Origin of the sequence: Cohnella yongneupensis (genome assembly GCF_042655785.1) — a bacterium.
Taxonomy (GTDB): Bacteria; Bacillota; Bacilli; order Paenibacillales; family Paenibacillaceae; genus Cohnella; species Cohnella yongneupensis.
The window spans coordinates 70719-97341 of record NZ_JBHSNC010000051.1 but is presented as its reverse complement, the minus strand read 5'-3'; the positions used below and the strand labels follow the sequence as shown (position 1 = coordinate 97341).

The following is a 26623-nucleotide window of genomic DNA, read 5'->3' as shown; positions in this document are numbered from 1 at the left end:
ATAGTAACGATGGTAAGATGAGTTCATGACCAATTGACCGAAATTGATTTTTAGTCAGTCTCAAACGAAAGGGGCTTATGCGCATGTCGGTCGATCGTCGTAAGTTAATCGTGGACGCAGCTTCGCAATCTTTCGCGTTGTATGGATACAAGGCGACGACGATGGATCAGGTCGCTAAGCTCGCCAACGTCGGCAAAGGCACGATATATACTTTTTTCGCGACTAAGGAAGAGTTGTTCGACGAGATCATGAACACGCTCATTCGGGACATGAAGCTGGTGGCCGACGAAGCGTACGATGCGTCGCTGCCGTTCTTCGATAATTTGAGCCGGATCTTGTATCGTTTGCTCGACTATCGGGAGAAGCATCAACTGGCATTGAAGATAGCGCATGAAGTTCGGGATATGGGCACGCCGAAAGCGATCGAGGGGCTGGATAAGATCGAGCGCGCGTTGCTGGCCTACATTCAAGCCAAGATCCAGACCGCTATCGAGAAGGGCGAGCTCAAGCCATGCGATCCGGCGTTGACGGCGTTCGTGTTGCTGAAGCTGTACCTGGCTCTTGCCACCGAGTGGCAGAAATCGAACGAGCCCCTGGATAAAGAGCAGATTACGGGGATGTTCCGGCTTTATTTGATGGAGGGTATTGCGGTCAAATAATACGTTGGATTGAAAATAACGAACGGTAGTATCCGCCTGGCCTAACGGCTGCAAGGTGGGGGCGTACCGTTTTTCTACCCCCTATATTGACCAAATGAACAAATTAGTCAGTCAGGAGAGATGCGGCATGAAAATGAAAGGATTCAAACAATTTACCCAGGAGGTAGCGTCGATCGTTCGCAATCCGAAGACGCTCATCCCGGTCGTGGCGGTGCTTATGATCCCCGTCATGTACAGCGGGATGTTTCTCGGGGCTTTCTGGGACCCGTACGGCAAAATGGATAAGCTTCCCGTCGCCGTGGTGAACTCGGACGCTGGAACGGTGTCGGAAGGCAAAGCGATTCATATCGGGCAAGACTTCACGAACGAGCTGAAAGATAACGCGAGCTTCGAGTGGCATTTCGTCGATCGGAATGAAGCGACGGAAGGGCTCGACGATCACGAATATTACATGGCGATCGAAATTCCGGCCGATTTCTCGGCGAAGACGGCGACGTTGGCCTCAAGCGAACCGACGCCGGCTCAAATCGTGTTCTTGAAAAACGAAGGCAGCAATTTTCTCGCCTCGCAGATCGGGAACAACGCCGTCGAACGGATGAAGACGCAGTTAAGCCAAGAGATAACGAAAACGTACGCGCATACGGTCATGGAACAGATGACCGCGCTCGCCGACGGTTTGAACCAAGCAAGCTCAGGAGCAGGCGAGCTTGCCGCCGGCGCGTCGGACGCCAAGAACGGCGCAGCGCTCATTCAGGAGAACCTGCACAAGCTCGCGACGGGTTCGGTGACGATGCAGCAAGGCATCGATAAGCTTGTCGCGGGTTCCGGTTCGTTGGATACGGGCGCGTCGAACCTGCAACAAGGAAGCGTCGCATTGGCAAGCGGCTTAAAGCAATTGGACGACGCGAACGATCAATTGTCGCAGGGCGCAAGCACCGTCGACAGCGGCGCGAAGTCGCTTGCGGACGGACTAGGTGCATCCGCCGCAGGCTCGGCTAAGCTTCAGTCAGGCGCGAAGGCTCTAGCTGCCGGATTGGCGCAGCTAGCCCAGGCGAAGCCTGAACTAGCGGAAGATCCTGGCTTTAAGCAATTGCTTGCGGCTAGCGAACAGTTGGCTACCGGCGCCGCGGACGCCTATTCGGGCCAAGCGAAGCTCGCGGACGGCGCCGATACGTTGAGCGCCGGGGCGCATCAATTGGCCGGCGGATTGGCGACGTTCGGCGACAAGCTGGGCGAGGCTGCGGAAGGCGGGCATAAGCTTGCCGCAGGAACCGATCAATTGGTTGCAGGCACGACGCAAATAAAAGACGGGCTCGCGGAATTGTCCCAACGGTTCGGTGCTATCTCAAGCGGCTCGGAGAAGCTGGACCAAGGCGCATCCGACATGGCAAACGGACTGGTGAAGCTGGCCGACGGCACGGAGCAGCTGTCCGGCAAATTGAGCGACGCGGCGCAGCAGACTTCCGGCCTAGGCGATGCGAATGAAGATAACCTAGCTAATATGTTCGCCGACCCTGTCGATCTTAACGTCGTCAAGACGACGGAGGTCGCCAACTACGGCACGGGCTTCGCGCCTTACTTCTTGTCGCTCGGCTTGTTCGTAGGCGCGCTGTTGCTGACGGTCGTCTATGCGGTGAAAGAACCGGCGGCCGCGCCTAGAAGCGCATGGAGTTGGTTCTCCGGCAAAGCGATGACGCTGGCGCTGATCGGCACGCTGCAGGCGCTTATCGCGGACGTGGTCTTGCTCTATGGCATCGGGCTGAAAGTGCAAAGCATCCCATTGTTCTTATTGTTCAGCATCCTAACTAGCTTAACGTTCATGAGCATCATATTATTGCTCGTCTCCATGATGGGCAATCCCGGTCGGTTCCTGGCTATCATGCTTCTGATCTTCCAGCTTACGAGCTCGGGCGGCACGTTCCCGTTAGAGATGATTCCGGGCTGGTTGCAGAACATCAGCGGATGGCTGCCGATGACCTACTCGATCGCCGGCTTTAAATCAGTCATTACAAGCGGCGATATCGCGGAAATGTGGAGCAACGCAAGCGTGCTTCTCGGCATCCTCGCGATATTCGCGGCGCTGTCGTTCGCCTACTTCTTCCTGTCGTACCGCAAACAGCAATCGACGGCCGCAGCCGCGGCCTAATAAAAAGCCTCTTCCGTCCGAGCATCCAGCTCGGATCGGAAGAGGCTTTCGTCGTTTACAAAGGGCTTAGATCGTCCACTGGCCGTGGACGATGGAGACGAGCTTCCACTCTTCTCCGGAAGGAACGAATACGAGCACGAGGCTCTGCCAATCCATGCCGTCGGCGGCCTTATCGAATCCCGGGAAGTAGAATTCGACGTATGAAGCGCCGGGATACGTCTCCGTTCCGTTGAACGCGACATTCCCTTTGCCCATGAGCTTATTGACGCTTACGTTAGGCGCTTCCGCAAAATCTTGGTTGTATACGAACTTCTCGTAGTACTCGCGGAACGTAAGCGAGATCGGTTCACCGCTGCCGTCGGAGGTGCCCCACGTCAGCTTCGTCGTATCTTTGAAGTCGGGAAGCTCCCCGGCTTGGAACAATTGGCTCTCGTTCGTGTCGATGTGCGCATACGGGGAAAATCTCAGTCCTTGCTCGGGATCGATCCAATCGGCCAACGATCCGAGGTCCCGGTCGCGAATGAGCTCGATAATGTTCGTCGCGGCATCTTTCAGAGACTCCTCGGAGAGGCTTGCGGTTTGTTCCGTATCGTCGTTGTCCGCGGGAATCGTGGACGGTTCGCTGCTATTGGTAGCTGTCTGTTCGGACGGCTCGGAGGAAGGTGTCGATGTCTCCGTAATCGTATTCGTCGCATTCGTGGTGTCGTTGGAAGACGAGCCGCAGCCAGCCAAGAAGAGCGCGAGAAGTGCCGCGATCAATAGCGGTGCCATTCTGCGCATTATTCATTACCTCCTTGCGTTTATGTACTCAGTTAGACGCAGATTAAGCCAAGATGTTCCGGTGAAAAACGGGCCGGAAAATTTTTTTGTGAAACCCGACAATCCGCATGGCTTCAGGCTTCTCGTGTTTCGGGTATATGTTATAATTTACGTATACTTTTATCCCTCAGGGGGCGATGGCATGGACCGCAAAAAGCCGGGTTTCGGCAAGCAGCTAGCGGATTTGCACCGTTGGAACGCGTGGATCGTCGTCATTCTGGCTATTACGGGAGTGCTGCTCTTCTGGGAACCCGTTCGCGGGTGGCTGGACGGCCATGCCCGGCAGCCGATCAAGCAGCTGCACATCGCGCTGGGGCTCGTAACCGGTATTTTTCTACTCCTCTACATTCCTTTGATGAAACGGCACTTAAAGCAAATTCGCAATCGTCCCCGCCAAAAAGGCAACCTTACTCTCGTAATCGCCCTGCTCGTCGGTTGGCTGCTCTCGGGCATCGTGCTATGGCAACTTCGGCATTTTTCGCCGGCTTGGGCGAATGCGGCTCTTGCCATCCATGATCTGTTCACTTGGTTCGGCGTTCCTTATCTCGTGTATCATTCGATAACCCGCTTGCGCTGGGCGAAGCAACCTGGACGCAGGGCCGTGAATACGACGGGAACGGTGGCTGCGACTCAGCCGCAAGCGAAGCAACCGGCTCAGATTCCGGGCGGCCGAGGCTGGGCGGATCAGGGTGCCGCCGTGCCTGCTTCTCCGGCGCCGTGGATGAACCGCAGGCAATTCATCAAGTTATCGGTCGGAGCCGCGCTCGCCGTAACGTTCGCGCCGCCCTTCTTTCGCTGGTTGCAGAGAGAGCTCGGAACGGGCGAGGGAGGGCTTCCCGGCGTTACGGACAACGTAATGCCGGACGCGAACAATATGTTGCCGGAGCCGACTCCGCTGCCCGATTCGGTTAATGTCGTCGGAGGCGGGGCGAGAGGCTATTTCGAGATGTACACGGTAACGCGGCTGCCGACTTTCGATTCGGCGACGTGGAAGTTTACGCTGGACGGACTCGTCGATCGTCCGACGACTTGGAACTGGGAGCAGTTTTTGACGATCGCCCGGACGGTGCAGGTCAGCGATTTTCATTGCGTGACGGGTTGGTCCGTCTACGATAATACGTGGGAAGGTATCCGGCTGTCGGAGCTTCTTAAGCAAGCGGGGCTTCAATCGCAAGCGAAATTCGTGAAATTTTATTCCGGAGACGGCGTATACACCGATACGCTATCGCTTGAGCAAGCGTACATGGACGACGTATTGGTCGCCTTGCTGCATGACGGCAGGCCGATCCATCGCGATTACGGCGGACCGGTTCGGCTTCTCGTGCCGAAGATGTACGCGTACAAATCGGTCAAATGGCTTAATCGGATCGAACTGATCGACAAAGATCAAATCGGGTATTGGGAAGACAGAGGCTACGACACCAACGCGTGGGTCAAGGCTTGATGCGAATTAGCGCTTGCTTTGGGGTATGTTAACGAGGCGGGATAGTCGTGGGTTGTACGGCACCGCGGGTGACGCTCGAGGCGATATACGCCGTCCGAGCGCCGCGCGCGGAGCGTGCTCGCGAGAGAAACAGACTAGGCCGTATGCGGCTTAGTCTGTTTCTTTTTGCGGCGTCGGAACCGGAGCAACCGATTTCGTCCGCTCCAACGTATCGTTGACGAATGCCATATCTTGATTGCGTGCTTTCATGTTCGTCGTGCCTTTGTAATTGCCTTTGTGGGATTTGTTTTCCATGCTGTAGTATAGCCTCCTTCCTTCCGTCATTGTGCGCATCCCAGAACCCCGTTATCCATGAGGAGGAAACGACTGAATGTGTAGATTCGATAGGGAACAACGGCGAGGGCCGCTTGTCGCCGCGCTTATTCTCGTCATCTTGCTCTCGGCGTGCGGCAAAGCGAATAAAGCCGAATCGCCCGTTGCCTCGGCGCTTGCAGAAGCGCAGACGGCGGCCAAGCAAATGAAGAAATACGCCTTCGAGATGCAACTCGATCAGAAGCTTAGCGGTACGGCGGAGACTGCGGCAGACATTAAAGTGGACATGCAGGGCTTGGTCGAACGCGAGCCGCTGAAGCTCGATCAGACGATTAACACGACGATCGACGGCGAGACGTCCGTCGTACGGACGGTCATCGTGCCCGAAGGGTACTATATGTATTTGCCGGAGTACGAGGAATGGAGCAAGCTGACCCCCGCGAACGCGGCGGAGAACACGGCAACGCTATCCGATTTTCAAGTGGACCCGGGGCAAGCGATTCAGGACATCGATACGCTGGCCGAATTCGCATCGGTGGAGAAAGACGCCCGAACGCAAATCGTTCGTTATGAAGGCAACGGCACGGAAGCCAAGGCCTATGCGGTTACGCTATTGAAAAGCACGATGGGACTGTCCGACATGGACCAACGCACGCAAGATAGCCTGAAGGTGAGCAAGCTGAAGCTTACGTTGACTTTGGATGCCGCGAACCATTGGCCGATGTCCTATACCATCGAGAGCGAATTATCATTGGAGCTAGAAACTAGCAAGGTGACCACCGTGCAAATGTCGCTCTCGGGCTCTTACAGCGAGATCAACAAGTCGACCGCGGTTACTTTGCCCGAGGCGGCGAAGGGCGCGCTCGATCCCGACCAAATCGACGAACAGCTCGGGGACGACCCTTTAAATCTCAAAAACGGTCAATGACGCCATGCGGATGCGACATCTGTGGACGTTACGCCGCCGTTCTTGTATAATGGCGTGAGAATTGAACAGCTTGACGATCGGCGGCAATGCCGCGGCGGTCGCAAGAAGTCAGGAGTGTTAACGTAATGGCACTGTCGTGCGGAATCGTCGGACTGCCCAATGTAGGGAAGTCGACCTTATTTAATGCAATAACGCAAGCGGGCGCGGAATCCGCTAACTACCCGTTCTGTACTATCGATCCGAACGTCGGCGTCGTGGAAGTGCCGGACGAGCGGCTTCAGAAGCTGGCGGATATCGTCAATCCTAACAAGATCGTTCCTACCGCTTACGAATTCGTGGATATTGCCGGTCTCGTCAAAGGCGCGAGCCGCGGCGAAGGTCTGGGCAACAAGTTCCTCGCCAACATCCGCGAGGTAGACGCGATCGTTCACGTCGTTCGCTGCTTCCAAGACGAGAACATTACCCACGTGGCGGGCAAGATCGACCCGATCAACGATATCGAGGTCATTAACCTCGAGCTCATCTTGACCGACATCGAGTCCGTCGACAAGCGCATGGACCGTACGCGCAAAGGCCTCAAGGGCGGCGACAAGAAAGTCGCGCAAGAACTCGAGGTGCTCGAGCGCATTCACGCGGCGCTTCATGCCGAGAAGCCGGCGAGAAGCGTCGAGCTGTCGGCGGAAGAAAGACTGCTCGTGCGCGATCTTCACCTGCTTACGATGAAGCCCGTGCTTTACGCGGCTAACGTCAGCGAGAGCGACGCGGCTAACGCTGACGGCAACCCTTACGTACAAAGAGTGCGCGAATTCGCTGCGGCCGAAGGCTCCGAAGTCGTTCACATCAGCGCCAAGGTAGAGTCGGAGATCGCCGAGCTGGAAGGCGAAGACAAGGAAATGTTCTTCGAGGAGCTCGGCTTGACCGAGTCCGGCCTTGACCGTCTCATCCGCGCTTCCTACAAGCTGCTCGGACTATACACCTACTTCACCGCGGGCGTCCAAGAAGTCCGCGCGTGGACGATTCGCAAAGGCATGAAGGCGCCGCAAGCGGCGGGCGTCATCCACTCCGACTTCGAACGGGGCTTCATTCGCGCCGAAGTCGTCGGTTACGAAGATCTTATCACCTCCGGCTCGATGAAAGTCGCGAAGGAAAAAGGACTTACCCGTCTCGAAGGCAAAGAGTACGTCGTTGCCGACGGAGACGTCATGCACTTCCTGTTCAACGTATAATCGATAACGGTAAGAGCCAAGCTTGCGGTGACGCAGCTTGGCTTTTTTTTGTTGTTTCGGACGCCAATGTAACGGTTAGATGGAGGACGCGGACCGTATGGACGCTATTTTGTGCCGATAATAGGTTTGTGCGGGGACGAGGGACAAGGGAGATGCTATTTGCCTGAAAAAGACGTTTTTGTTAGGAGCAACCGACGAATAACGCCTCTAGTGTCCGCGACTACACCGATAACTCAACCTTTTGCCGAAATAACGTTCCTGGTGTCCGTCCGCTCCCGAGCCTGCCCCTTGACCATTCTAAATGAACACCGACGTGCAACCTTCCACGCGGCTAGCGCGTCTGAGGAGGTGGAAACATCAGCCAAGAACGATCGATGGCGGCATAATTTAGCGCAATGTGAAGGGAGCAACTAGCAATGAACAAGAAGAAAGTCATTCTCATATTGGCGGCGGTCGTAGGATTAATGGGAACAACCGCGGCGGTAGGAGCCAGAGGCATGGTGGATAAAGTCAGCGGCTTGCTGCGAAAGGACGTATCCGTCTCGATCAACGGCGAGCACACGTCTCTTCATCCCGTATACATTAACGGCAAGGCTTACTTGCCGGTCCGCGATGCGGCTCCGGCGCTAGGCTATAACGTAAGCTATAACGGCAAAGAAATCGAGCTGAACGAAATCGCCGAGGAGGAAGCCGTGGAATACATGCGTACGATGGGAGTCATCGTCGACGTGCAGAAGACGAAGGACGGTCAGTATCGGATCGAAGTGCTCGGCAAAGGGCCGCAAAGCTGGGTCATTCTATTCGCGGATAAGGACACGGTGCTTACCGACGCGGACGGCAAGCCGTTTGCCGCGAAAAACCTTAAAGCCGGTCAACGGATCATCGCCGAGTTCGGACCGATCATGACGATGAGCTTCCCCGGACAGTCCCATGCGGCTACGATCAACGTACGGTCGGATTCGCTCATCAAGGAATCGACGATCCAAGCAGTCGAGCACACGGACGACGGCTGGCAAGTCAAATTCGGCGAGACGAAGAACGGCGTAGAGACGACTACGCTCGTCGTGAACGCAGGCAAGGAAACGACGTTGCTCGACGCGCAGGGGCAATCGGTAACATGGGAGAGCTTGAAACCGGGCATGAAGGTTCGCGCGTACTATGGTCCGGCCATGACGAAGAGCTTGCCTCCTCAAAGCCCGTTGCACTATCTCGTACTGCTTGACGCTGCGCCATCTCTAGCTCCGGCAGCCGTGAAAGAATTCCAAGACATCGCCTGGGCGCTAATATCGGCGGGCGAGAAGCCTCATCTGACGACGAAGAAGGAAGAAGCCAAGGTTGAGTTTATCCCGGCGGATGGCGCGCCGCTATTCGGCGGTACGGACGCGCAGAAGAAACGGCTCGAGGAACTGAAAGCAGCCGGCGGTCAAATCGTTACGGTCACCTATACGACGGATCGCGACGCGCTCATCGGACCGCTCGTTATGGCTTTCGATCCCGATACGAAACAGCTGCTAGGCTATTTCATTCGCAAATAATCGCATAAGAGAACGAAGAGCTCGGGGCTGGTGCCCCGGGCTTTTTATTTTGCGTAATGCTTTGCAAAAATTTTAGGTGACGGGAACGAATGTTTCTGTTATTGTAAATCCAATTTATTCCTAATTTATTCCTAATCGAACAAGGATGGGAAGCCCCATGAGAGCTTACGGTTACTTGATCAAAATGCGAATATTGACCGCCATTGCTTACCGCTTCGACGTATGGATCGGGATGGTCGGCGACGTTATCATGCTCGCGGCGTCCGTCTTCGTCTGGAAAGCGGCTTATGGCAGCGATGCATTAGGTTCCGGGGCTTCGGTCGTCGGATTGGAAGGCATGATTACGTACACCGTCATATCCGTATTGATGGCTGCAGTGTTCAGCACCGGCGTGCAGAACACGATCTACCAGCAGGTGCGGGAAGGCAATATCGCGATGGATCTTATGCGTCCGCTCAACCTGCTCGGCATCTACTTCTCCGAAGACTTGGGCAGCATGGTCAGCTCGCTCGTCAACAAAGCGATCCCGCTTGTCCTGATGGCCGCGCTGCTATTCGGCTTCCCGATGCCCGACAATGCGCTCGCGGGAGGGCTGTTCGCGCTCAGCTGCTTGCTAAGCTTTATGATTTTATGGCTCATGAGCGCCATGATCGGGCTTGTGGCGTTCTGGGTGGCGGAGCTAGGCAATCTAGGAATGGTGAAGGACGCTTTAGTTCGCGTGTTATCCGGCAGCATGGTGCCGCTATGGTTTTTCCCGGCGGGGTTGCAGCGGGTGTCGGAGTGGCTCCCGTTCCAGTATACGTACCAGCTGCCGATCAGCATCTACATAGGCATGACGAAGCCCGGCGAAGCGGTTCGCTCGATGGGCGTGCAAGCAGTGTGGATCGCGTTGCTCGGGGCGCTGCTCGCTTGGATTTGGACGCACGCCCGCGGCAAAGTCATGGTTCAGGGAGGGTGAGCTTAGGATGAGCGGAGCAAAGCACTATTTGTCCGTATTCGGTTATTACGCGAAGCTGGCGATTCAAAGGCAGTTGGAATACCCCCTGTTCCTCGTCAGCTGGCTGCTTATGATTCCTACGCAATATTTTGCCGGCATCTGGATGCTCCGAATTATCGTCGACCGCTTCCAACCGCTTCACGGGTGGGGGTTCAACGATCTTGCGTTTTTGTACGGACTCGGATTGCTTAGCCACGGCTTGGTCGTCGTCTTCTTCATCCCGACGTGGGGGACCGAGTTCGCGGTTATTCGCGGCGAGTTCGACCGGCTGTTGCTGCGTCCGATGAACGTGTTTTTCCAATTCGTAACCGGCTATTTCAACTTTATCGGCTTAATCGATCTTATCCCGGGCGTCGTCATTTTCGTATATGCGGCGCACATGGTGAACTTCGGGTGGGGGTTCGACAATATAGTCAAGCTGGCGCTCGTCGTCATCGGAGGCTTGTTCATACGCGGCAGCCTCTATACGATCGTCGGGGCGATCGCGTTTTGGACGAAACGAAGCCGTAGCCTGATCAACATGTCGGTGGCGACGTTGGAGCGGACGACGATGTACCCGCTGACGCTATACCCGCACGCCGTACAGGCTACGCTTACTTTTTTGTTCCCGATCGGCTTCATCAGCTTTTATCCGGCGGAGAGCTTCCTCGGCAAGACGGAATCGTTGGAGCTTCCGCTCGGGATGGCCATCTGGACGCCGGTCGCGGGACTCGTCAGCATGACGGTCGCCTATGCGGTTTTCCGGTTCGGACTACGTAGATACGAGAGCGCAGGCTCATAAGGGGCGATTATTATGGCGATCATCGAGGTTAAGGATTTGGTGAAAGAGTTCGTCGTCGTTCGGAAAAAGACGGGCTTAGCTGGCGCGTTGCGCAGCTTGGTCGTTCCGGACAAAAAGATCGTGCGGGGCGTCGACGGACTGTCGTTCGATATCGAGCAGGGGGATATCGTCGGCTATATCGGGCCAAACGGCGCGGGCAAGAGCACGACGATCAAAATGATGACGGGCATCCTGCATCCGACGGAAGGAAGCATTCGCGTATGCGGACTGTCGCCGCAGCAAGATCGCAAAGCCGTCGTGCGTCAGCTCGGGGTCGTATTCGGACAACGGACGCAGCTGTATTGGGATTTGCGGCTCGGAGAGACGTTCGAGCTGTTGAAGCGGATTTATCGGATCGAAGACAAACGCTACAAGGAAACGCTCGATATGTTGAACGAAGTATTGCGCATACAAGATTTCATCGATACGCCGGTGCGCCAGTTATCGCTCGGCCAGCGGATGAGGGGCGATCTGGCGGCTTCGATGATCCACGATCCGACGGTGCTGTTCCTGGACGAACCGACGATCGGGCTAGATGCCGACGCGAAGCACGCGATCCGTCAATTCATTCTGACGATGAACCGCGAGCGCAAAATGACGGTCGTGCTGACGACGCACGATCTAGACGACGTCGAGCAGTTATGCTCGCGCTTGCTCGTCGTCAATCACGGCAAAATCGTGGAGGACGGTCCACTGGACGACATAGTCGGCAAGCTGGCGCCTCATCGGCTGCTCGTCATCGAGCTGTCGAAAATGGTGAAGCTGCCCGAACACGCGCACGCTAAAGTCGTCCGCCAGGACGGGCTGAAAGTATGGTATCAGTTCGCCAAGTCGGGCATTACGGCGGCGGATTTGATCGCCGATCTGTCCGGCAGGCTCCCGATCCGGGATCTTAGCGTACAGGAGCCGGATATCGAGGACGCGATCCGCGAAGTGTATAGAACGACGGGGTAAACGGCTCTGGCAGTCATCGCCTCCTCACGAAACCGTCAAGTTGTGCTATACTAAAGTCAATACGCATGGTTATAACGGAGGTTGAGGAGAAGTGCTAGACCGTCTGCAAGTGTTGGCGGATCGATATGAGAAGCTTAACGAGTTATTGAGCGATCCCGACGTAGTAAGCGATACGACGCGTCTGCGGACTTATGCGAAGGAGCAATCCGGACTTGAGGAAGCATACCGCGCCTATGAAGAATACAAGCAAGTGCTGGTGCAACTGCAAGATGCGAAGGCGATGCAGGACGAGAAGCTGGACGACGAAATGCGCGAGATGGTGAAGCTGGAGATCGAAGAGCTGAACGCTAGGCGCGACGAGCTCGAGGAGCTTGTCCGCGTACTGCTGTTGCCGAAAGATCCGAACGACGGCAAAGACATCATCGTCGAGATCCGCGGCGCGGCAGGCGGCGAGGAAGCGAACTTATTCGCGGCCGAGCTGTACCGGATGTACGCGAAATTCGCGGATAGCCAAGGCTGGCGCACCGAAGTGCTTGAGGCCAGCGTGAGCGACCTCGGCGGCTTCAAGGAAGTGATCTTCTCGATCAGCGGAGCGGAAGCTTACCGCATGATGAAGTACGAAAGCGGCGCGCACCGCGTTCAACGCGTGCCGGAGACGGAATCGGGCGGGCGCATCCATACATCGACTTCCACGGTCGTCGTCATGCCGGAAGCGGAAGAAATCGATATCGTCATTCACGACAAAGATATCCGCGTCGATACGTTCTGCTCCAGCGGAGCGGGCGGACAGTCGGTTAACACGACGAAATCGGCCGTTCGCGTAACGCACGTGCCAACGGGCATCGTCGCGACTTGTCAGGACGGCAAATCGCAAAACGACAACAAAGACAAAGCGCTTCAGGTGCTTCGTACGCGGATCATGGACGTGAGACGCCAAGAAGAGGAAGCGAAATATTCCGGCGAACGCCGCGAGAAAATCGGCACGGGCGACCGTAGCGAACGCATTCGCACTTATAACTTCCCGCAAAGCCGGGTTACCGATCATCGGATCGGCTTGACGCTGCATCGTCTCGATTACGTCCTAAACGGCGATATGAACGAGATCGTTCAAGCGTTGACGCTGGCCGAGCAAGCGGAAATTTTGGAACGCGAGAATATGGGTTAAGCGATTTTAGGCTTGGAGCTTGGAGGCGTGACGCGTGAGCGAGAAAGACGGATTTAACCCTCTGACGATAGGCGCGACATTGCGCCTAGGCGCGGATAGCTTACGGCAAGCCGGAGTAGAAGAAGCTGACGCGGACGCGGAGCTTCTTCTTCTTTATTTGCTCGGAATGAGCAAAGCGGATTTGCTGATGGATTGGCGAGAACCGATGCCGGAACAGAAGCGCGGGGCATGGACGGAGATGCTGGCGCGCAAAGCGGCGGGAGAGCCGGTGCAATATATCATCGGGGAGCAGTATTTTTACGGGCGGCGGTTCGAAGTGTCGGCGGCGGTGCTGATTCCGCGGCCGGAGACCGAGCTGTTGGCCGAAGCGGTGCTGGCGATCGGGGATCGGCTCTGGCCATCGGGCACGGGCGCCACGGGACCCGTCGTGCTGGACGTCGGCACGGGGAGCGGCGCGTTGGCGGTTACGTTGGCGGCCGAACGGCCGGAATGGCGCGTGATGGCATCCGATCTATCGCCGGATGCGCTAGTGATGGCGCGGCGCAACGCGGAGACGCTTGGCGTAGCGGAGCGAGTGACGTTCGTGCAGGGAGATCTGCTGACGCCGTTCATGGCTGCGACCGACGGAGGTGCGGATGCTTATCCGCCGATCGATATCCTCGTCTCTAACCCGCCCTACATCCCTTCGGCGGACATTCCCGGCTTGCAGCGCGAAGTGCGCGCACACGAACCGCATCTTGCGCTAGACGGCGGCGAGGACGGGCTGAACCCCTACCGCGCGATGGCGCAACAATTGCAGTCGCTCCGCGCGGTGCCGCGGGTCGTAGCTTGGGAAGTCGGCGCGGGTCAGGCGGAGGACGCCGCGGCGCTTCTTCGCGAAGTAGCGGATTGGAGCGACATCCGCTTCGTGAAGGATTACGCGGGCATCGATCGCCATGTCATGGCGGTTAGGGAGTAGGTCGCGCGGGGGCGGGAGCCAATAGAGCCGCCATGTGTGCTTAAATCGTGGAAACTCGCGGGTTTGGAGCCAATAGAGCCAACGCGTGTGATTATCATACCGCCAACAAAGAAGGGCAAAGCGCCTAAGCGCTTTGCCCTTTGTCGTGTACTGGCCGATCAATGCAACTTGAATCGGGACAAGACGTTATTCAAATCCTCGGCGAGCTTGGACAGCGCCTGCGAGGAGGAAGAGATTTCTTCCATCGTCGCAAGCTGTTCTTCGGTCGAAGCCGAGTTGTTCTGGCACGCTGCCGTCACTTCGTTGCCCGCGTCGGCGATATCTTCCATGAGGGAGACGATTTGCTTGCTGGAAGCCGCGAGCTCCTGCGTCGTTGCCGCGGTGTGATCTACGCGGGCGGTAACGGCATTGACGTGCTCTTCGATAACGGTCAACGCTCTGTCTACCGTATCCGCCTTCGTTAAGCTTTGGGTGACTTTCGCCGTACCAGCGTTCATCGCGCCGACCGCGTAGCCGGTATCCGTCACGATATCTTCGATGAGCGAGCCGATCTGTTCCGCGGATTTACGCGACTCTTCGGCGAGTTTGCGGATTTCTAGCGCTACGACGGCGAAGCCTCTGCCGTGTTCGCCCGCGCGGGCAGCTTCGATGCCGGCGTTCAGGGACAGGAGATTCGTCCGGTAGGCGAGATCTGTAATCATGATCGCGATCCCCTGGATTTCCTGCGAGCGGTTGCCAAGAGACTGAATGACGACGGCCGCCTGCTGCACCGTCTCGTCGAGCACCTGCATGTCCGTCAGAACCTCGCGCACGGATTTCGTGCCTTCCGCGGATGCCTCGGATGCGGCTTGCGCCAAGCGAGACACCTCATCGTTGCTGGCAGATACTTCATAGATGCCGTTCGATATTTGTTGGATGGCGGTTACGGCTTCGGCGACATGGTTCTGTTCGGTCGTCGAGCTGTCCGCGATCTGGTTCGTCGCTTCGACGATCTGTTCGGTCGCGCGGGTCGTCTGTTCGGCGCTGGCGGTCAGCTCCTCGGAGGACGCCGCTACTTGAATGGCCGTATCCTGCGCCTGGCTCATAATGCCGCGCAGGTTGCGCAGCATCCGGTTGAAGCTGTCCGCGAGCGTCCCGATCTCGTCTCGGCTGCGCACGATGATCTCGCGGCTCAGGTCGCCTTTGCCGTCGGCGATTTCTCGCATTTGACCGTTCATGGCGGCAAGCGGCTTCGTTATGGCGCGAATGATCAGGAATGCGACCACGATGGACAATAGAACGCCCGCAATGAAAAATCCGTACATGAGCGTCTGTTCTTTCTTATCGTTCGATTTTTGGATCTTGTTGTCGCTTGCGATTTCCGCGTTCAGACGATCCACCGCTTCCGCGGTTACCTGGTCGAGCTTTTTGCGGGCCGCGCGCTCTTCGTCGAAATGAACGAGCTTGGCTTCGGTCAATTGACCGGCTAGCACCAGATCGATTGCTTTTTGGCTCTCTTTGGTATAGTCGGCGTACAATTCCTCGATTTGGTCAACCGAGGATTTATCCGCATCGCTTAAAGTCGAGTCCGACTTAAGCCGATCGATAATAGCGGTGACTTCAAGCCCTTTCGCCGTAATTTCCGACGTGTACTGGCTGTCTTGCATCATGATATACGCCCGTTCGTCGTTCGACATGCCGGCTAACCGATATTGGAGATTTTTGAGCGTGTAACGCAATTCCCCGTCCGCAACGGTCTCTTGCTGGGCCGATCGGGAATGCTCCAAATACAGGTTGGTCATGATGGCGAGGGAGAGGAGAAGAAGAGATAGGACGGCAAAAGCGGAAATCAGTTTGTTTCGAATGCTCATATAGGCCTCCTGCTACTTGATGTCATGTTAGATATCATCGGCTTTTGCCGAATAAAAATTGATAGGTTTATAGACTCGTTTCCCGGACATACTGAACATTACGACGTTCCGGAACGCATAGATCGGCACCGACGGGTGCCCGAGGAGAGAAATCGTCTATGCGCGTTCATTTTTATCCGCAATCATCTTCCAAATCCTATTATTTCGTTAAAATTATCGTCCTGTCGTTGGCATTATTCCTGGCGTTAATAGCAACGTTCGGCCGATTCGCTTCGGCGAGCGCATCCGAGATCATTCCCGAAGACGCGATCCGGATTCGGATTATCGCCAATTCCGATAGCGACTTCGATCAGAAAGTAAAACAAGCCGTGCGCGCCAGCGTGTCCGAGGCGATTCTCGCATGGGGCGAGATGCCCGCCGACCATGACAAGGCGCAAAGCTTGATTCGCAATCACTTGAAACAGCTGCAAAAGCTGGTGAACGCTAAGTTGAACGATTACGACGTCGACTACAAAGGCCGCGTGGAGCTTGGGGAAGTGCCTTTTCCGGATAAACAGTTCAAAGGCAAGAGCTACGCGGCTGGCGATTACGAGGCGTTACGCATTACGCTGGGCGAAGGCAAAGGAGCGAACTGGTGGTGCGTGCTGTTCCCGCCTATGTGCTTGACGGCGGCTACCGCTCAAGATGACGACGCCAAAGTCGCGACGGCCAGCGTTAAACCGGCGCATGCGTCTAACGCTTCGGACAACGGAACGGAAGCGGAGAAGCCGAAGCCGAAGTTTTTCCTGTGGGTCATCATCCAGAAGCTGATCGCGTTCATCGCGGGGTTGTTCTCGTAATGTGCTATAATAGCGGCAAAGCATAGGCTTGCCGCGCATGCGGCGATGACGGCAGACAAGGATGGACATGAGCATGATGACGAAATATTGGTCCTCGGATCCGGCGCAGGCCGGTCTGAAAGAAGCCGCCGCGGCGCTTGCCGATGGCGGCATCGTTGCGTTCCCGACCGAGACGGTGTACGGGCTCGGAGGAGATGCGGGCAATACGGAGGCGGTCACGCGGATTTTCGCGGCCAAAGGCAGGCCTTCGGACAACCCGCTGATCGTTCACTTGGCGGAAGCGGCGGACGTTGGACGGCTCGCGACGCAGGTGACGGAAATCGAACGACGGCTGATGGAGGCGTTCTGGCCGGGACCGCTGACGCTCGTTCTTCCGGTGAGGGAAGGCGTCGTATCGCCGCTCGTGACGGCAGGACTCGATACGGTGGCGGTGCGCGTGCCCGCGCACGAGACGGCGCGGAGGCTGATCGCGGAGTCGGGCTGCCCGCTGGCCGCGCCGAGCGCCAACCGTTCCGGCAGACCAAGCCCAACGCAAGCGTCGCATGTGCGTGAAGACTTGGACGGGCGTATCGACGGCATACTAGACGGCGGTCCGACCGGCGTCGGGCTTGAATCGACGGTTGTCCGAGTCATCGATGATCGGATTCATATTCTTAGACCGGGCGGCGTAACCTGCGAGATGCTGCAGCAAGCGGTCGGCGGACGCGCATCGGTACAAGGCGAGGAGAGTCGGCAGACGGAAGCGTCCCTCGAACAGGCGCCAAGGTCGCCCGGCGTGAAATACGCTCACTATGCGCCAAAGGGCGAGTTGCTGCTCGTCACGGGCGAGCAGGAGGCGATGATTGCGGCCGTCCAATCGAAGGTCGATGAAGCGCGCGCCCTTGGGTCGCGCGTCGGCGTGCTGGCGTGCACGGAGCATGCGGGCCGCTACGAAGCGGACGCGGTGCTCGACTGCGGGCCGCGCAGCTCCCCTGAAGTCGCGGCGCAGGCTCTGTATGCGCACTTGCGGGAATGCGACGCGAGGGAATTGGATTTCATCGTCGCGGAAGGCTATGAGGAGCGAGGCATAGGCACCGCGCTCATGAATCGCCTGCGCAAAGCCGCCGGCGGCCGCGTTCTGAACGTCTAAAGGGAAGCACCCCTCCATCTTCCATAAGCTTCCACCCCTAAGAGCATGATCCCGAACTCGTCCGCATATGTTGGATAGAGGATAAGGCGATGCGGAGGCTAGCTCGCCGCATGAGGGGGGACAAGCGATGACGGACTGGTCCATCGCATCCGGGCAAATGCTGACGATTCTCGTCATGGCGGTCGCTCTGGGCATGGATGCTTTCTCTCTGGGCATCGGAATCGGATTGAAAGGCATCCGGCGCCGCGACGTGCTCAAGCTGAGCGCGATTATCGCGCTGTTCCATATTTTGATGCCGCTCGGCGGCATGGTCATGGGACAATACGTCGGCGAGCTGCTCGGCGGAATCGCGACTTCTGCCGCGGGAGCGTTGCTCTTGCTGCTCGGCGGACATATGGTCTATAGCTCCGTGCGCGGGGAGTCGGTCGATTCGATCGATCATCGCACCGTCTGGGGCACGCTCGTATTTTCTTTTAGCGTAAGCATCGATTCGTTCTCCGTCGGAGTGTCGCTAGGCATGTTCTCCTCTCACTTGTTCGTCACCGTGCTGCTATTCGGGTTGACCGGCGGGCTGATGAGCGTAATGGGATTGATGCTCGGACGGCACGTCAGCCGTTCGCTGGGCGGATACGGGGAAGCGCTCGGCGGTGTTATTTTGTTCGGATTTGGATTATTATTTCTTATATAGAGACGGCCAAGCATAAACGACTTACGCCGTCCTAAGGGATGGCGGAAAAACGTTTATGTCGGAGGTTATTCAGAAATGAGTAGCCATGAAACTTATAAATTCTGAATAACTAGATAAAGGGGGCACAAGCATGCTTCGCATTCTGATCGTATGTACGGGGAATACGTGTCGCAGCCCGATGGCACATGCGATGCTCGCCGATTTGGCTGCCCGCGGAGGCAAGTCGATCGAAGTCCGCTCGGCGGGCGTCGCCACGATGAACGGTCTTCCGGCGTCCCCGCACGCGGCGACCGCGCTCCGCAAACGCAACCTGGACGTACCCGGCACTTCGACCTCGCTGACGGCGAACGAAGTGCGCTGGGCGGATCTGATTCTTACGCTATCGACCAGCCATAAGCGAGCCATCGTGCAGTCTTACCCGGATGCTATCGCGAAGACGCACACGCTTAAGGAATACGCGCTCAGAGGCGATCCGGTAATGGACGACGTGGCGGAGGCGGAGAGGCTGTACAGCGAATGGCAGGTTCGGCAAGCGTTAGGGCAGCAGTTGTCCGCCGAGGAGCAAGCGCGGCTGTTCGAGCTGCAACGGCGCATTCCGAATTTCGATATCGCCGACCCGTTCGGCGGCTCGCTCTCGCTCTACGAGCAGTGCGCGGACGAGATCGAGGACGCTTTGCTGAGCATCGTCGAGAAGCTGGAACCAGATGATTCCGGCTCGAATGGGCGCGAAGGGTGATTGATTTTTATCGCTTCGTTCGGTATGATTAGAGCATAACTTCAAGGTTCCGATGTAACTGGCGACGCGTAGTGGATGAAACCACGGTGGAGCATCGGACACCCGGCCGGTCGCCTGGGCAAAGAGCAACGTGCTAACGCACGTTTGCTCTTTTTTGTCTTTTGACGGTATTATGGATGTCGAATTCTGTTTGGCTCAGAGCAATTCAGGTATAATAGCTACGTATACGAGGGAGGTCATTGGGGATGAAAATCGCGATTGGGGCAGACCACGCCGGTTACCGGCTAAAGGATGAGATCGTACCCGTGCTTACGGCGCTGGGCCATGAATTGATCGACGTTGGCTGCAGCTGCGGAGATTCCGTAGATTACCCGGATTACGCATTGCCGGTATGCGAGAAAGTCGTTAGCGGCGAAGCGGAGCGGGGCATTCTTATATGCGGAACCGGCATCGGCATGTCGATCGCCGCGAACAAGACGCACGGTATTCGTTGCGCGCTCGTGCACGACATGTTCTCGGCCAAGGCGACTAGAGAGCATAACGATACGAACGTACTCGCCATGGGCGAACGCGTCATCGGTCCGGGGCTTGCCGCGGAAATCGTGAAGATCTGGCTCGAGACGCCGTTTTCGGGCGGCGAACGCCATAAGAACCGCATCAACAAAGTGATGGCATTGGAATCGAAATAATTCATTCGCGATATCGGCGATAGAAGGAGGTCTCGTGATGACGTCGGAAGCTGCGAACACGATAACGGAGCAAGTGGAGCAGGTGCTAAGCGAGCTCGCGCAAGCCGCGGCTTTGCGGCCGGGGCAGATCGTCGTATTCGGCGTCAGCACGAGCGAGGTGCAAGGGGCGCGCATCGGGACCTCCGGCGCCGAATCGGTTGCCGCGCAAATTCATGCGGGCGTAGAGCGGGTCAGACAGCGGATCGGATTCCAAGCGGTCTGGCAATGCTGCGAGCATCTGAATCGCGCGCTGGTGACGGAACGGACCTTGGCCGAACAGCAGGGCTGGACCGAGGTATCGGCGATTCCGATGCCGAAGGCGGGCGGCTCGATGGCCTCCTTCGCTTATCGTCAATTGCAACAACCTTGTCTCGTCGAGGCGGTGCAAGCGCACGCGGGCATCGACATCGGAGAGACGATGATCGGCATGCATTTGCGTCCGGTCGCCGTACCGCTCAGACCGTCGGTCCGGACGATCGGGCAGGCGCGGGTCGCGATGGCGATGACGCGTCCGAAGCTGATCGGCGGCGCTCGCGCGGTCTATACCCTGGAAGACGCCGCTCCGGCGCAATCTTCTACGAATACTTGTGACTAATGCAGTACCCATAGAACTAATTCCTTAGGAGGCATATCATCATGTTGGACAATCTCAACAAGCAAGACCCGGAAATCGTAAAGGCGCTTAACCTCGAACTGAAACGTCAGCGCGACAACATCGAATTGATCGCATCGGAGAATATCGTAAGCGAAGCGGTCCTCGAGACGATGGGCACGGTGCTTACGAACAAATACGCGGAAGGCTACCCGGGCAAACGCTACTACGGCGGCTGCGAATACGTAGACATCCCGGAAGAAATCGCGCGCAACCGCGCCAAAGAACTGTTCGGCGCAGAGCATGCGAACGTTCAGCCGCACTCCGGCGCGCAAGCTAACCTTGCGGTTTACTTGGCAGTGCTCAAGCCGGGCGACACGGTTCTCGGCATGAACCTTGCGCACGGCGGCCACTTGACGCACGGTAACCCGGCGAACGCGTCCGGCTTGCTGTACAACTTCGTCGCTTACGGCGTTAACGAAGAGACTTTCACGATCGATTACGAAGAAGTCCGCAAAGCGGCTTTCAAGCACCGTCCTCGTCTGATCGTTGCCGGCGCATCCGCATACCCGCGCACGATCGATTTCGAGAAAATGGGCAAAATCGCTAACGACGTAGGCGCGCTCTTCATGGTCGACATGGCGCACATCGCGGGTCTCGTCGCGGGCGGTCAACATCCGAGCCCTGTACCGCACGCTCACTTCGTTACGACGACGACGCATAAGACGCTCCGCGGACCTCGCGGCGGTATGATCTTGTGCCGTCAACCATGGGCTGCCGCGATCGACAAAGCGGTATTCCCGGGCACGCAAGGCGGACCGCTCATGCACATCATCGCGGCCAAAGCGGTCGCCTTCGGCGAAGCGCTTCAACCTTCTTTCAAAGACTACGCTCGCGATGTAGTCGTTAACGCGAAGGTGCTTGCGGACGCGCTCGTCGCGGAAGGCCTGAATATCGTTTCCGGCGGCACGGACAACCACTTGATGCTGATCGATACGCGCAACTTGAACATCACGGGCAAAGAAGCCGAGCATGTTCTCGACTCCGTCGCGATCACGGTCAATAAGAACGCGATCCCGTTCGATCCGACGAGCCCGTTCATCACGAGCGGTATCCGTATCGGTACGCCGGCCGTCACGACCCGCGGCATGGGTCCGGAAGCGATGAAGACGATCGCTAAAGTCATCGCCCTTACGCTCAAGAACCCTAAAGACGCGGCGACGCTCGAGAAAGCCCGCGGTCTTGTGGCTGATCTGACGGCGCAATATCCTCTGTACCCTAACATGGCGTACTAATACGCGCATACGCAAAAGCCCCGACGTGGAACCTTGGTTCCGTGTCGGGGCTTTTTTGGTGATTCGCCACGCGCGGGCAATAGCGGAATAGCGGAACGTGGTTCTGCTAATGTGCCGCCAAGCACGGGCAATAGCGTATTAACGGCACGTAGTTCCGCTAACCCGGTGCCGCATGCGCAGGTATTATCGCAGGAGCGCGACTATCGCGTCGCGCCTTAATAGCCTCGCTCGTACTGCTTCACCACGTCCGTCTTGCCATCCAGCTTGCGAAGCGCGTCGACCGCCCAGTAAGGGTTGCGGAGCATGCCGCGTCCGATCGCTACGAGGTCGGCATCTCCGCCTCCTAGAATGCTCTCTGCGAGCTTCTCGTCGTCGATCAAGCCTACCGTGATCACGGGCACGTCCAGCGCCTTCTTGATCGCCCGCGCGAGCGGAACGTGATAGCCGGGGAAGTTGCCCGGCTTGCGCCCGGCGGATACGCCGTCTCCGCCGCTCGATACGTCGAATACGTCTACGCCCGCTTCGCGATACTTGCGGCAAAGGTCGATAGCATAGTCGACATCGTAGCCGCCTTCGGCGTACTCAACCGCGGATATGCGCATGATAAGCGGCATGTCCGGCGGAAGGACTTGCTTGACCGCTTTGATGACTTCGACGCCGAACTTCGATAAGTCTTGGCCGAATTCATCTTCGCGGCGATTCGAGTTCGGCGATTGGAATTGATGGATCAAGTAACCGTGCGCCCCGTGCAGCTCGATCGTGTCGACGCCGGCTTCAACCGCCCTGCGGGCTCCGTCCGCAAACTTGCCGACGAGCTGCCACACTTCCTCGGTAGTAAGAGCTCGAGGCTGCTTATATTTGGCGTCGAACGCTACATTCTCGGGACCAACCGGCTGGACCGCGTCCTGCGCCTTGCGTCCGGCATGCGCGACTTGTATCGCTACCTTAGCGCCGTACTTGTGAAGCTGGTCGATCAGCTTACGGAATGCCGGAACCTGCTCGTCCGACCATAAGCCGAGGTCGCGATTGGTGATCCGGCCGTCCGGATCGACGTCCGTCATTTCGATGATGATCAATCCGGCTCCGCCGATTGCCCTAGATGTATAGTGAACGAAGTGCCAATCGTTCGGAATGCCGTCTTCCGCGTCCACCGAATATTGACACATCGGACTCATGACGACCCGGTTGCGCAAAGTCAGCCCTTTTAACGTATAAGGTTTGCTCAAATAACTCATAAGCTCGAAAGAACCCCCTTAAGATCGATCTGTGGAATTTGTTGCACAGTCCCTATTATAGCATTCCCTAAGACCAATGGCTAAGCGGTGGTAATGACCGCTTAGCCATTGGTAAATTCAGATCAGCAGCGTAATAACGAGTAACTCGAACAACACGAGCGTCGTGATCGCGGCCGGACCGAAGAAGCGGGCGTCCGTGTTAGCCAAATGCAAATACGTATTGTCGTGACCGACGACGACCCCTTCGTACGTATGTCCGTCGATCGTCTGAACTCTCACTTTGCGGTTCAGGCATTGACCGCAAATGCCAGCGAGCTTCTGACGGGTTTTCTTCACTTGGTCGCACCAATGGTTATCCGCATAGTAGAGCTGACCCTGATTGCGAACCGAACCGGTAGGCATGGGCATTCCTCCTCGCCATATTTTGCTACATGCTATGCGAATGTCCATCGGAAGTGACAACCGCTTAGGAATATTGCCTACCGGCAACGCCGAACGGATGTTATGCACCCGTTCGGAGACAATGATATAATGTACGGGCAAACTACATAGAGTGACGACCGAATGTCTTCCGCAAGGGGATTATGTCGAGTCGCGAGAGGGAGGAAAATCATGGGGAAACTCGTGATTTGCGATCATCCGCTAATCCAACACAAAGTAACGTTCATCCGAGACAAAAATACGAACACGAAGCAGTTCCGCGAGCTCGTCGACGAGGTAGCCATGCTCATGGCGTTCGAAGTAACCCGCGACGTTCCGCTTACTACCGTCAAGGTGCAGACGCCGGTCGCGCACGCCGAAGGCCAAGTCATCGCCGGGCGAATGATGGGACTTATTCCGATTTTGCGCGCGGGTCTTGGTATGGTGGACGGCGTATTGAAAATCATTCCGTCGGCGAAGGTAGGCCATATCGGCTTATACCGGGACCACGAGACGCTGCAACCGGTCGAATATTACTGCAGCCTGCCGTCCGACGTTGCCGAGCGCGAGCTCATCGTCATCGACCCGATGCTGGCCACGGGCGGTTCCGCTAACGCGGCGATCGAGATGCTGAAGAAGAAGGGCTGCCGTCCGACGAAGTTGATGTGCCTGATCGCGGCGCCGGAAGGCGTCAAGGCGGTCCAGGAGCAGCACCCGGACATCGATATTTACTTGGCCGCGCTGGACGAGAAGCTGAACGAGCACGGATATATCGTACCGGGATTGGGAGATGCTGGAGACAGACTGTACGGCACGAAATAGCGGTACGCCGTCATAGATAAAGGGGAGACAATCGGACGTGAGCGACAAAATTAAAGTAATGACGATATTCGGCACCCGGCCGGAAGCGGTCAAGATGGCGCCGCTCGTGCTTGAGCTGCGGAAGCATCCGGAGGCGATCGAGTCGATCGTGTGTGTGACGGCGCAGCACCGTCAATTGCTCGATCAGGTGCTTGAATTTTTCAAAATCGTGCCGGATTACGACCTAAACGTCATGCAGCAACGGCAGACCCTTACGGGAACGACGGTGCGCGTCTTGGAAGGCTTGGAGCCCGTTCTGCAGGAATCGCGGCCCGATATCGTATTAGTGCACGGAGATACCCAAACTTGCTTCTTGGCGAGTTACGCGGCGTTCCTGCAGCAAATTCAGGTAGGACACGTCGAAGCCGGATTGCGGACATGGAACAAGCTGAACCCGTATCCGGAGGAAATGAACCGTCAGCTCGCGGGCGTTCTGTCCGACGTGCATTTCGCTCCGACGGAATGGTCGGCGAACAATCTCCGCAAGGAGAATAAGCCCGAAGATCGCATTTACGTTACGGGCAATACGGCTACGGACGTATTCGAATACACGGTGGATACCGGATTTACGCATCCCGTGCTGGACTGGGCAAAGGGGAAACGGATGATTCTCATGACGGCCCACCGCCGCGAGGCGATCGGAGAGCCTCACCGGAATATTTTCCGGGCGGTCAAACGAATCGCCGACGAATTCGAAGACGTTGTGATCATCTACGCGGTCCATCCGAATCCGGCCGTGCGGGAGCCGGCGAACGAAATTCTTGGTGATCATCCGCGCGTTAAGCTGATCGAGCCGCTCGACGTATTCGAGTTCCACAATTTCTATCCGCATTCCTATATGATCATGACGGATTCTGGCGGGCTGCAGGAAGAGGCACCTTCCTTCGGCATTCCGACCCTCGTGTTGCGCGATACGACCGAGCGTCCCGAAGGCATCGAAGCCGGTACGTTGGAGTTGGTCGGCACCGACGAAGACAACGTATACAACCGCGCTCGCACGCTATTAACGGATTCCGCGCTATACGAGAAAATGAGCAAGGCTGCCAATCCATACGGAGACGGTCAAGCCTCCAAGCGCATCGTCGAGGCCATCATGCATCACTTCGGCAAAGGCGACCGTCCCGAACCGTTCCGGACTTAATCCGATAGCCGTCCAACAAGAGAACCCATCCTCGCTTTATGCGGCGGATTGGGTTCTTTGTTGCTTCCATATCGCGGCGATGAGCACCGCGAGCGGCAACAACACGCCGAAGATCATGCGGAAGTAAGGCCAAGTCTGGTCTAGCTTGAACAGCATACTTGGATTCGACCACGCGTTGAAAGCCAGCGGCATTACGATTAATACCAAGGGAATGAGCAACGTCCGATGATTTTTAAGGGAGAAAAGATCGGCGAGTCCCGTAGCGCTCACATAGATCAACATCGACTGGCGAAAGAAGATCACGATGAAGAACAGGAAAGAGAGCAGCGCCTCCACCCGTTGATAGAAATCTCCGATGTTGATCATTTTCGCCATGAAGTAGGTTGGATAGGACAACTGCGCGGCCAGCTCCGGACCGGCTCTCATGATCGTAAGCGTAGTCGTTAACAAGAAGAATAGACCGCTGATCAAGGCGCTATTACGCAGAACTTTGCCGAATTGGGCGGGCTTCTCCATCTTGAAGCTGATCATCCATGGGATGCTCGGCTCCAAGTAAGGGTAACCGAGCAGCAGGATGGAGGCGGCGACAATCGGTTTCAAGCCGTACTCCCCTACGGGCAAAATATGATGGACCGTAATGGACGGCAGAAGCGAGACGAGCATAATTAGCAAGAGCACCATGACAAGGGGGAAAAGGACGTCCGCCGCGCGGCCTAACGTCTGGATTCCGAGATATAACCCGATCACCACTACGAGCAGCCCAAGAAAGGCGATCGCTTCGATAGGCGTGCGATTGAGAATGTCGTTGGTCGTGAAGTCCGTTAAATCTCTTATGTTAAAGACGGTCACCGGCAACGGTCCCGTAAGCAACAGCAAGGCTAAAACGATTTTCCCGATCGGCTTGCCGAGCAGCTTGGCAAGAAACTCGCCGACGCTGGCCTTGCCCGAAAGCCGTCCGAGCGGCCCGAAGATCAGAAGTACGACGAAGTGTACGCCCAGCGCGAGGAGCACGGCGATCCAAGCGTCTTGTTTGGCGACGGCGGTTAGAGTGGTGGGCGCGACCAGTATGGCGCTCCCCGTATAATAGAGGGTCAACCAAAGCGTGGCTTGCCGCGTCGTGAGCGTTTGCGGCTTCATAGGAGCCCC

At 56.9% G+C, this 26623-nt stretch carries 26 protein-coding genes and 1 riboswitch; of the genes, 20 read left to right on the top strand and 6 right to left on the bottom strand.

Annotated features, from left to right (window positions below; translation table 11 throughout):
• Positions 1 to 83: 83 nt before the first annotated feature.
• Both ACFPQ4_RS16960 and ACFPQ4_RS16955 read left to right on the top strand, forming a co-directional pair.
• Positions 84 to 659, top strand: a complete 576-nt coding sequence (locus ACFPQ4_RS16960; RefSeq protein ID WP_378113053.1) for a TetR/AcrR family transcriptional regulator — start codon at positions 84 to 86, stop codon at positions 657 to 659.
• A 127-nt stretch (positions 660 to 786) separates the two neighbouring features.
• Positions 787 to 2805, top strand: coding sequence for a YhgE/Pip domain-containing protein (locus tag ACFPQ4_RS16955; protein WP_378113052.1), 2019 nt, complete (start codon positions 787 to 789; stop codon positions 2803 to 2805).
• 66 nt (positions 2806 to 2871) lie between these two features.
• On the opposite strand, the gene ACFPQ4_RS16950 is transcribed toward ACFPQ4_RS16955, so the two are convergent.
• A complete protein-coding gene (locus tag ACFPQ4_RS16950; RefSeq protein WP_378113051.1) occupies positions 2872 to 3585 on the bottom strand; it encodes a hypothetical protein in 714 nt (237 codons plus the stop codon).
• A 181-nt stretch (positions 3586 to 3766) separates the two neighbouring features.
• Between ACFPQ4_RS16950 and ACFPQ4_RS16945 the strand changes: the two genes are divergently transcribed.
• Complete coding sequence (locus tag ACFPQ4_RS16945) at positions 3767 to 5068, top strand: molybdopterin-dependent oxidoreductase (protein WP_378113050.1); 1302 nt, start codon at positions 3767 to 3769, stop codon at positions 5066 to 5068.
• A gap of 150 nt (positions 5069 to 5218) precedes the next feature.
• On the opposite strand, the gene ACFPQ4_RS16940 is transcribed toward ACFPQ4_RS16945, so the two are convergent.
• Complete coding sequence (locus ACFPQ4_RS16940) at positions 5219 to 5362, bottom strand: hypothetical protein (protein ID WP_378113049.1); 144 nt, start codon at positions 5360 to 5362, stop codon at positions 5219 to 5221.
• Positions 5363 to 5438: 76 nt separating this feature from the next.
• Here ACFPQ4_RS16940 and ACFPQ4_RS16935 point away from each other — a divergent pair, with 76 nt between their 5' ends.
• From ACFPQ4_RS16935 to prmC, 8 genes are all read left to right on the top strand, one after another.
• A complete protein-coding gene (locus ACFPQ4_RS16935) occupies positions 5439 to 6308 on the top strand; it encodes a DUF6612 family protein (RefSeq protein ID WP_378113048.1) in 870 nt (289 codons plus the stop codon).
• Between the two features lie 125 nt (positions 6309 to 6433).
• Positions 6434 to 7534: a redox-regulated ATPase YchF gene (gene ychF / locus ACFPQ4_RS16930; RefSeq protein WP_378113047.1), complete on the top strand. Its 1101-nt coding sequence runs from the start codon at positions 6434 to 6436 to the stop codon at positions 7532 to 7534.
• A 416-nt stretch (positions 7535 to 7950) separates the two neighbouring features.
• On the top strand, positions 7951 to 9069 hold the full coding sequence (locus ACFPQ4_RS16925; RefSeq protein WP_378113046.1) for a hypothetical protein: 1119 nt from the start codon (positions 7951 to 7953) through the stop codon (positions 9067 to 9069).
• Between the two features lie 157 nt (positions 9070 to 9226).
• The gene (locus ACFPQ4_RS16920; protein ID WP_378113045.1) at positions 9227 to 10027 is read left to right on the top strand and encodes an ABC transporter permease; all 801 of its coding nucleotides are present in this window, start codon (positions 9227 to 9229) and stop codon (positions 10025 to 10027) included.
• Positions 10028 to 10034: 7 nt separating this feature from the next.
• Positions 10035 to 10847, top strand: a complete 813-nt coding sequence (locus ACFPQ4_RS16915) for an ABC transporter permease (RefSeq protein WP_378113044.1) — start codon at positions 10035 to 10037, stop codon at positions 10845 to 10847.
• A 12-nt stretch (positions 10848 to 10859) separates the two neighbouring features.
• On the top strand, positions 10860 to 11840 hold the full coding sequence (locus ACFPQ4_RS16910; protein WP_378113043.1) for an ABC transporter ATP-binding protein: 981 nt from the start codon (positions 10860 to 10862) through the stop codon (positions 11838 to 11840).
• 91 nt (positions 11841 to 11931) lie between these two features.
• On the top strand, positions 11932 to 13005 hold the full coding sequence (gene prfA, locus ACFPQ4_RS16905; RefSeq protein ID WP_378113042.1) for a peptide chain release factor 1: 1074 nt from the start codon (positions 11932 to 11934) through the stop codon (positions 13003 to 13005).
• A gap of 34 nt (positions 13006 to 13039) precedes the next feature.
• Positions 13040 to 13963 carry a peptide chain release factor N(5)-glutamine methyltransferase gene (prmC, locus tag ACFPQ4_RS16900; RefSeq protein ID WP_378113041.1) on the top strand — a complete coding sequence of 308 codons (924 nt, stop codon included), beginning with the start codon at positions 13040 to 13042 and terminating at the stop codon, positions 13961 to 13963.
• 158 nt (positions 13964 to 14121) lie between these two features.
• Here prmC and ACFPQ4_RS16895 read toward each other — a convergent pair whose 3' ends face one another.
• A complete protein-coding gene (locus ACFPQ4_RS16895) occupies positions 14122 to 15813 on the bottom strand; it encodes a methyl-accepting chemotaxis protein (protein WP_378113040.1) in 1692 nt (563 codons plus the stop codon).
• A gap of 158 nt (positions 15814 to 15971) precedes the next feature.
• On the opposite strand from ACFPQ4_RS16895, the gene ACFPQ4_RS16890 reads away from it, so the two are divergent.
• The 7 genes from ACFPQ4_RS16890 (at position 15972) to ACFPQ4_RS16860 (ending at position 21820) form a co-directional block, all read left to right on the top strand.
• Positions 15972 to 16652, top strand: coding sequence for a stage II sporulation protein R (locus ACFPQ4_RS16890; protein ID WP_378113039.1), 681 nt, complete (start codon positions 15972 to 15974; stop codon positions 16650 to 16652).
• 73 nt (positions 16653 to 16725) lie between these two features.
• On the top strand, positions 16726 to 17781 hold the full coding sequence (locus ACFPQ4_RS16885) for an L-threonylcarbamoyladenylate synthase (RefSeq protein WP_378113038.1): 1056 nt from the start codon (positions 16726 to 16728) through the stop codon (positions 17779 to 17781).
• A gap of 127 nt (positions 17782 to 17908) precedes the next feature.
• Positions 17909 to 18469, top strand: coding sequence for a manganese efflux pump MntP (locus tag ACFPQ4_RS16880; RefSeq protein WP_378113037.1), 561 nt, complete (start codon positions 17909 to 17911; stop codon positions 18467 to 18469).
• Positions 18470 to 18599: 130 nt separating this feature from the next.
• Entirely contained in the window at positions 18600 to 19205 is a 606-nt protein-coding gene (locus ACFPQ4_RS16875; RefSeq protein ID WP_378113036.1) for a low molecular weight protein arginine phosphatase, read from the top strand.
• 44 nt (positions 19206 to 19249) lie between these two features.
• A riboswitch (ZMP/ZTP riboswitch) is annotated at positions 19250 to 19332 on the top strand.
• Between the two features lie 118 nt (positions 19333 to 19450).
• Positions 19451 to 19894, top strand: a complete 444-nt coding sequence (gene rpiB / locus ACFPQ4_RS16870; RefSeq protein WP_378113035.1) for a ribose 5-phosphate isomerase B — start codon at positions 19451 to 19453, stop codon at positions 19892 to 19894.
• Positions 19895 to 19931: 37 nt separating this feature from the next.
• Positions 19932 to 20528 carry a TIGR01440 family protein gene (locus ACFPQ4_RS16865; protein WP_378113034.1) on the top strand — a complete coding sequence of 199 codons (597 nt, stop codon included), beginning with the start codon at positions 19932 to 19934 and terminating at the stop codon, positions 20526 to 20528.
• 44 nt (positions 20529 to 20572) lie between these two features.
• Positions 20573 to 21820, top strand: coding sequence for a serine hydroxymethyltransferase (locus ACFPQ4_RS16860; protein WP_378113156.1), 1248 nt, complete (start codon positions 20573 to 20575; stop codon positions 21818 to 21820).
• A 215-nt stretch (positions 21821 to 22035) separates the two neighbouring features.
• Here ACFPQ4_RS16860 and ACFPQ4_RS16855 read toward each other — a convergent pair whose 3' ends face one another.
• The gene (locus tag ACFPQ4_RS16855; protein WP_378113033.1) at positions 22036 to 23055 is read right to left on the bottom strand and encodes an NADH:flavin oxidoreductase/NADH oxidase; all 1020 of its coding nucleotides are present in this window, start codon (positions 23053 to 23055) and stop codon (positions 22036 to 22038) included.
• A gap of 117 nt (positions 23056 to 23172) precedes the next feature.
• Entirely contained in the window at positions 23173 to 23457 is a 285-nt protein-coding gene (locus tag ACFPQ4_RS16850) for an LSm family protein (protein ID WP_378113032.1), read from the bottom strand.
• Positions 23458 to 23667: 210 nt separating this feature from the next.
• Between ACFPQ4_RS16850 and upp the strand changes: the two genes are divergently transcribed.
• Together upp and wecB are read left to right on the top strand one after the other, a co-directional pair.
• Positions 23668 to 24297 (top strand): uracil phosphoribosyltransferase, encoded by a 630-nt coding sequence (gene upp / locus ACFPQ4_RS16845; RefSeq protein WP_378113031.1) that lies wholly within the window; start codon positions 23668 to 23670, stop codon positions 24295 to 24297.
• Between the two features lie 58 nt (positions 24298 to 24355).
• The gene (gene wecB / locus ACFPQ4_RS16840) at positions 24356 to 25477 is read left to right on the top strand and encodes a non-hydrolyzing UDP-N-acetylglucosamine 2-epimerase (RefSeq protein WP_378113155.1); all 1122 of its coding nucleotides are present in this window, start codon (positions 24356 to 24358) and stop codon (positions 25475 to 25477) included.
• 36 nt (positions 25478 to 25513) lie between these two features.
• Here wecB and ACFPQ4_RS16835 read toward each other — a convergent pair whose 3' ends face one another.
• Positions 25514 to 26614 carry a GerAB/ArcD/ProY family transporter gene (locus ACFPQ4_RS16835; protein ID WP_378113030.1) on the bottom strand — a complete coding sequence of 367 codons (1101 nt, stop codon included), beginning with the start codon at positions 26612 to 26614 and terminating at the stop codon, positions 25514 to 25516.
• Between the last annotated feature and the right edge of the window lie 9 nt (positions 26615 to 26623).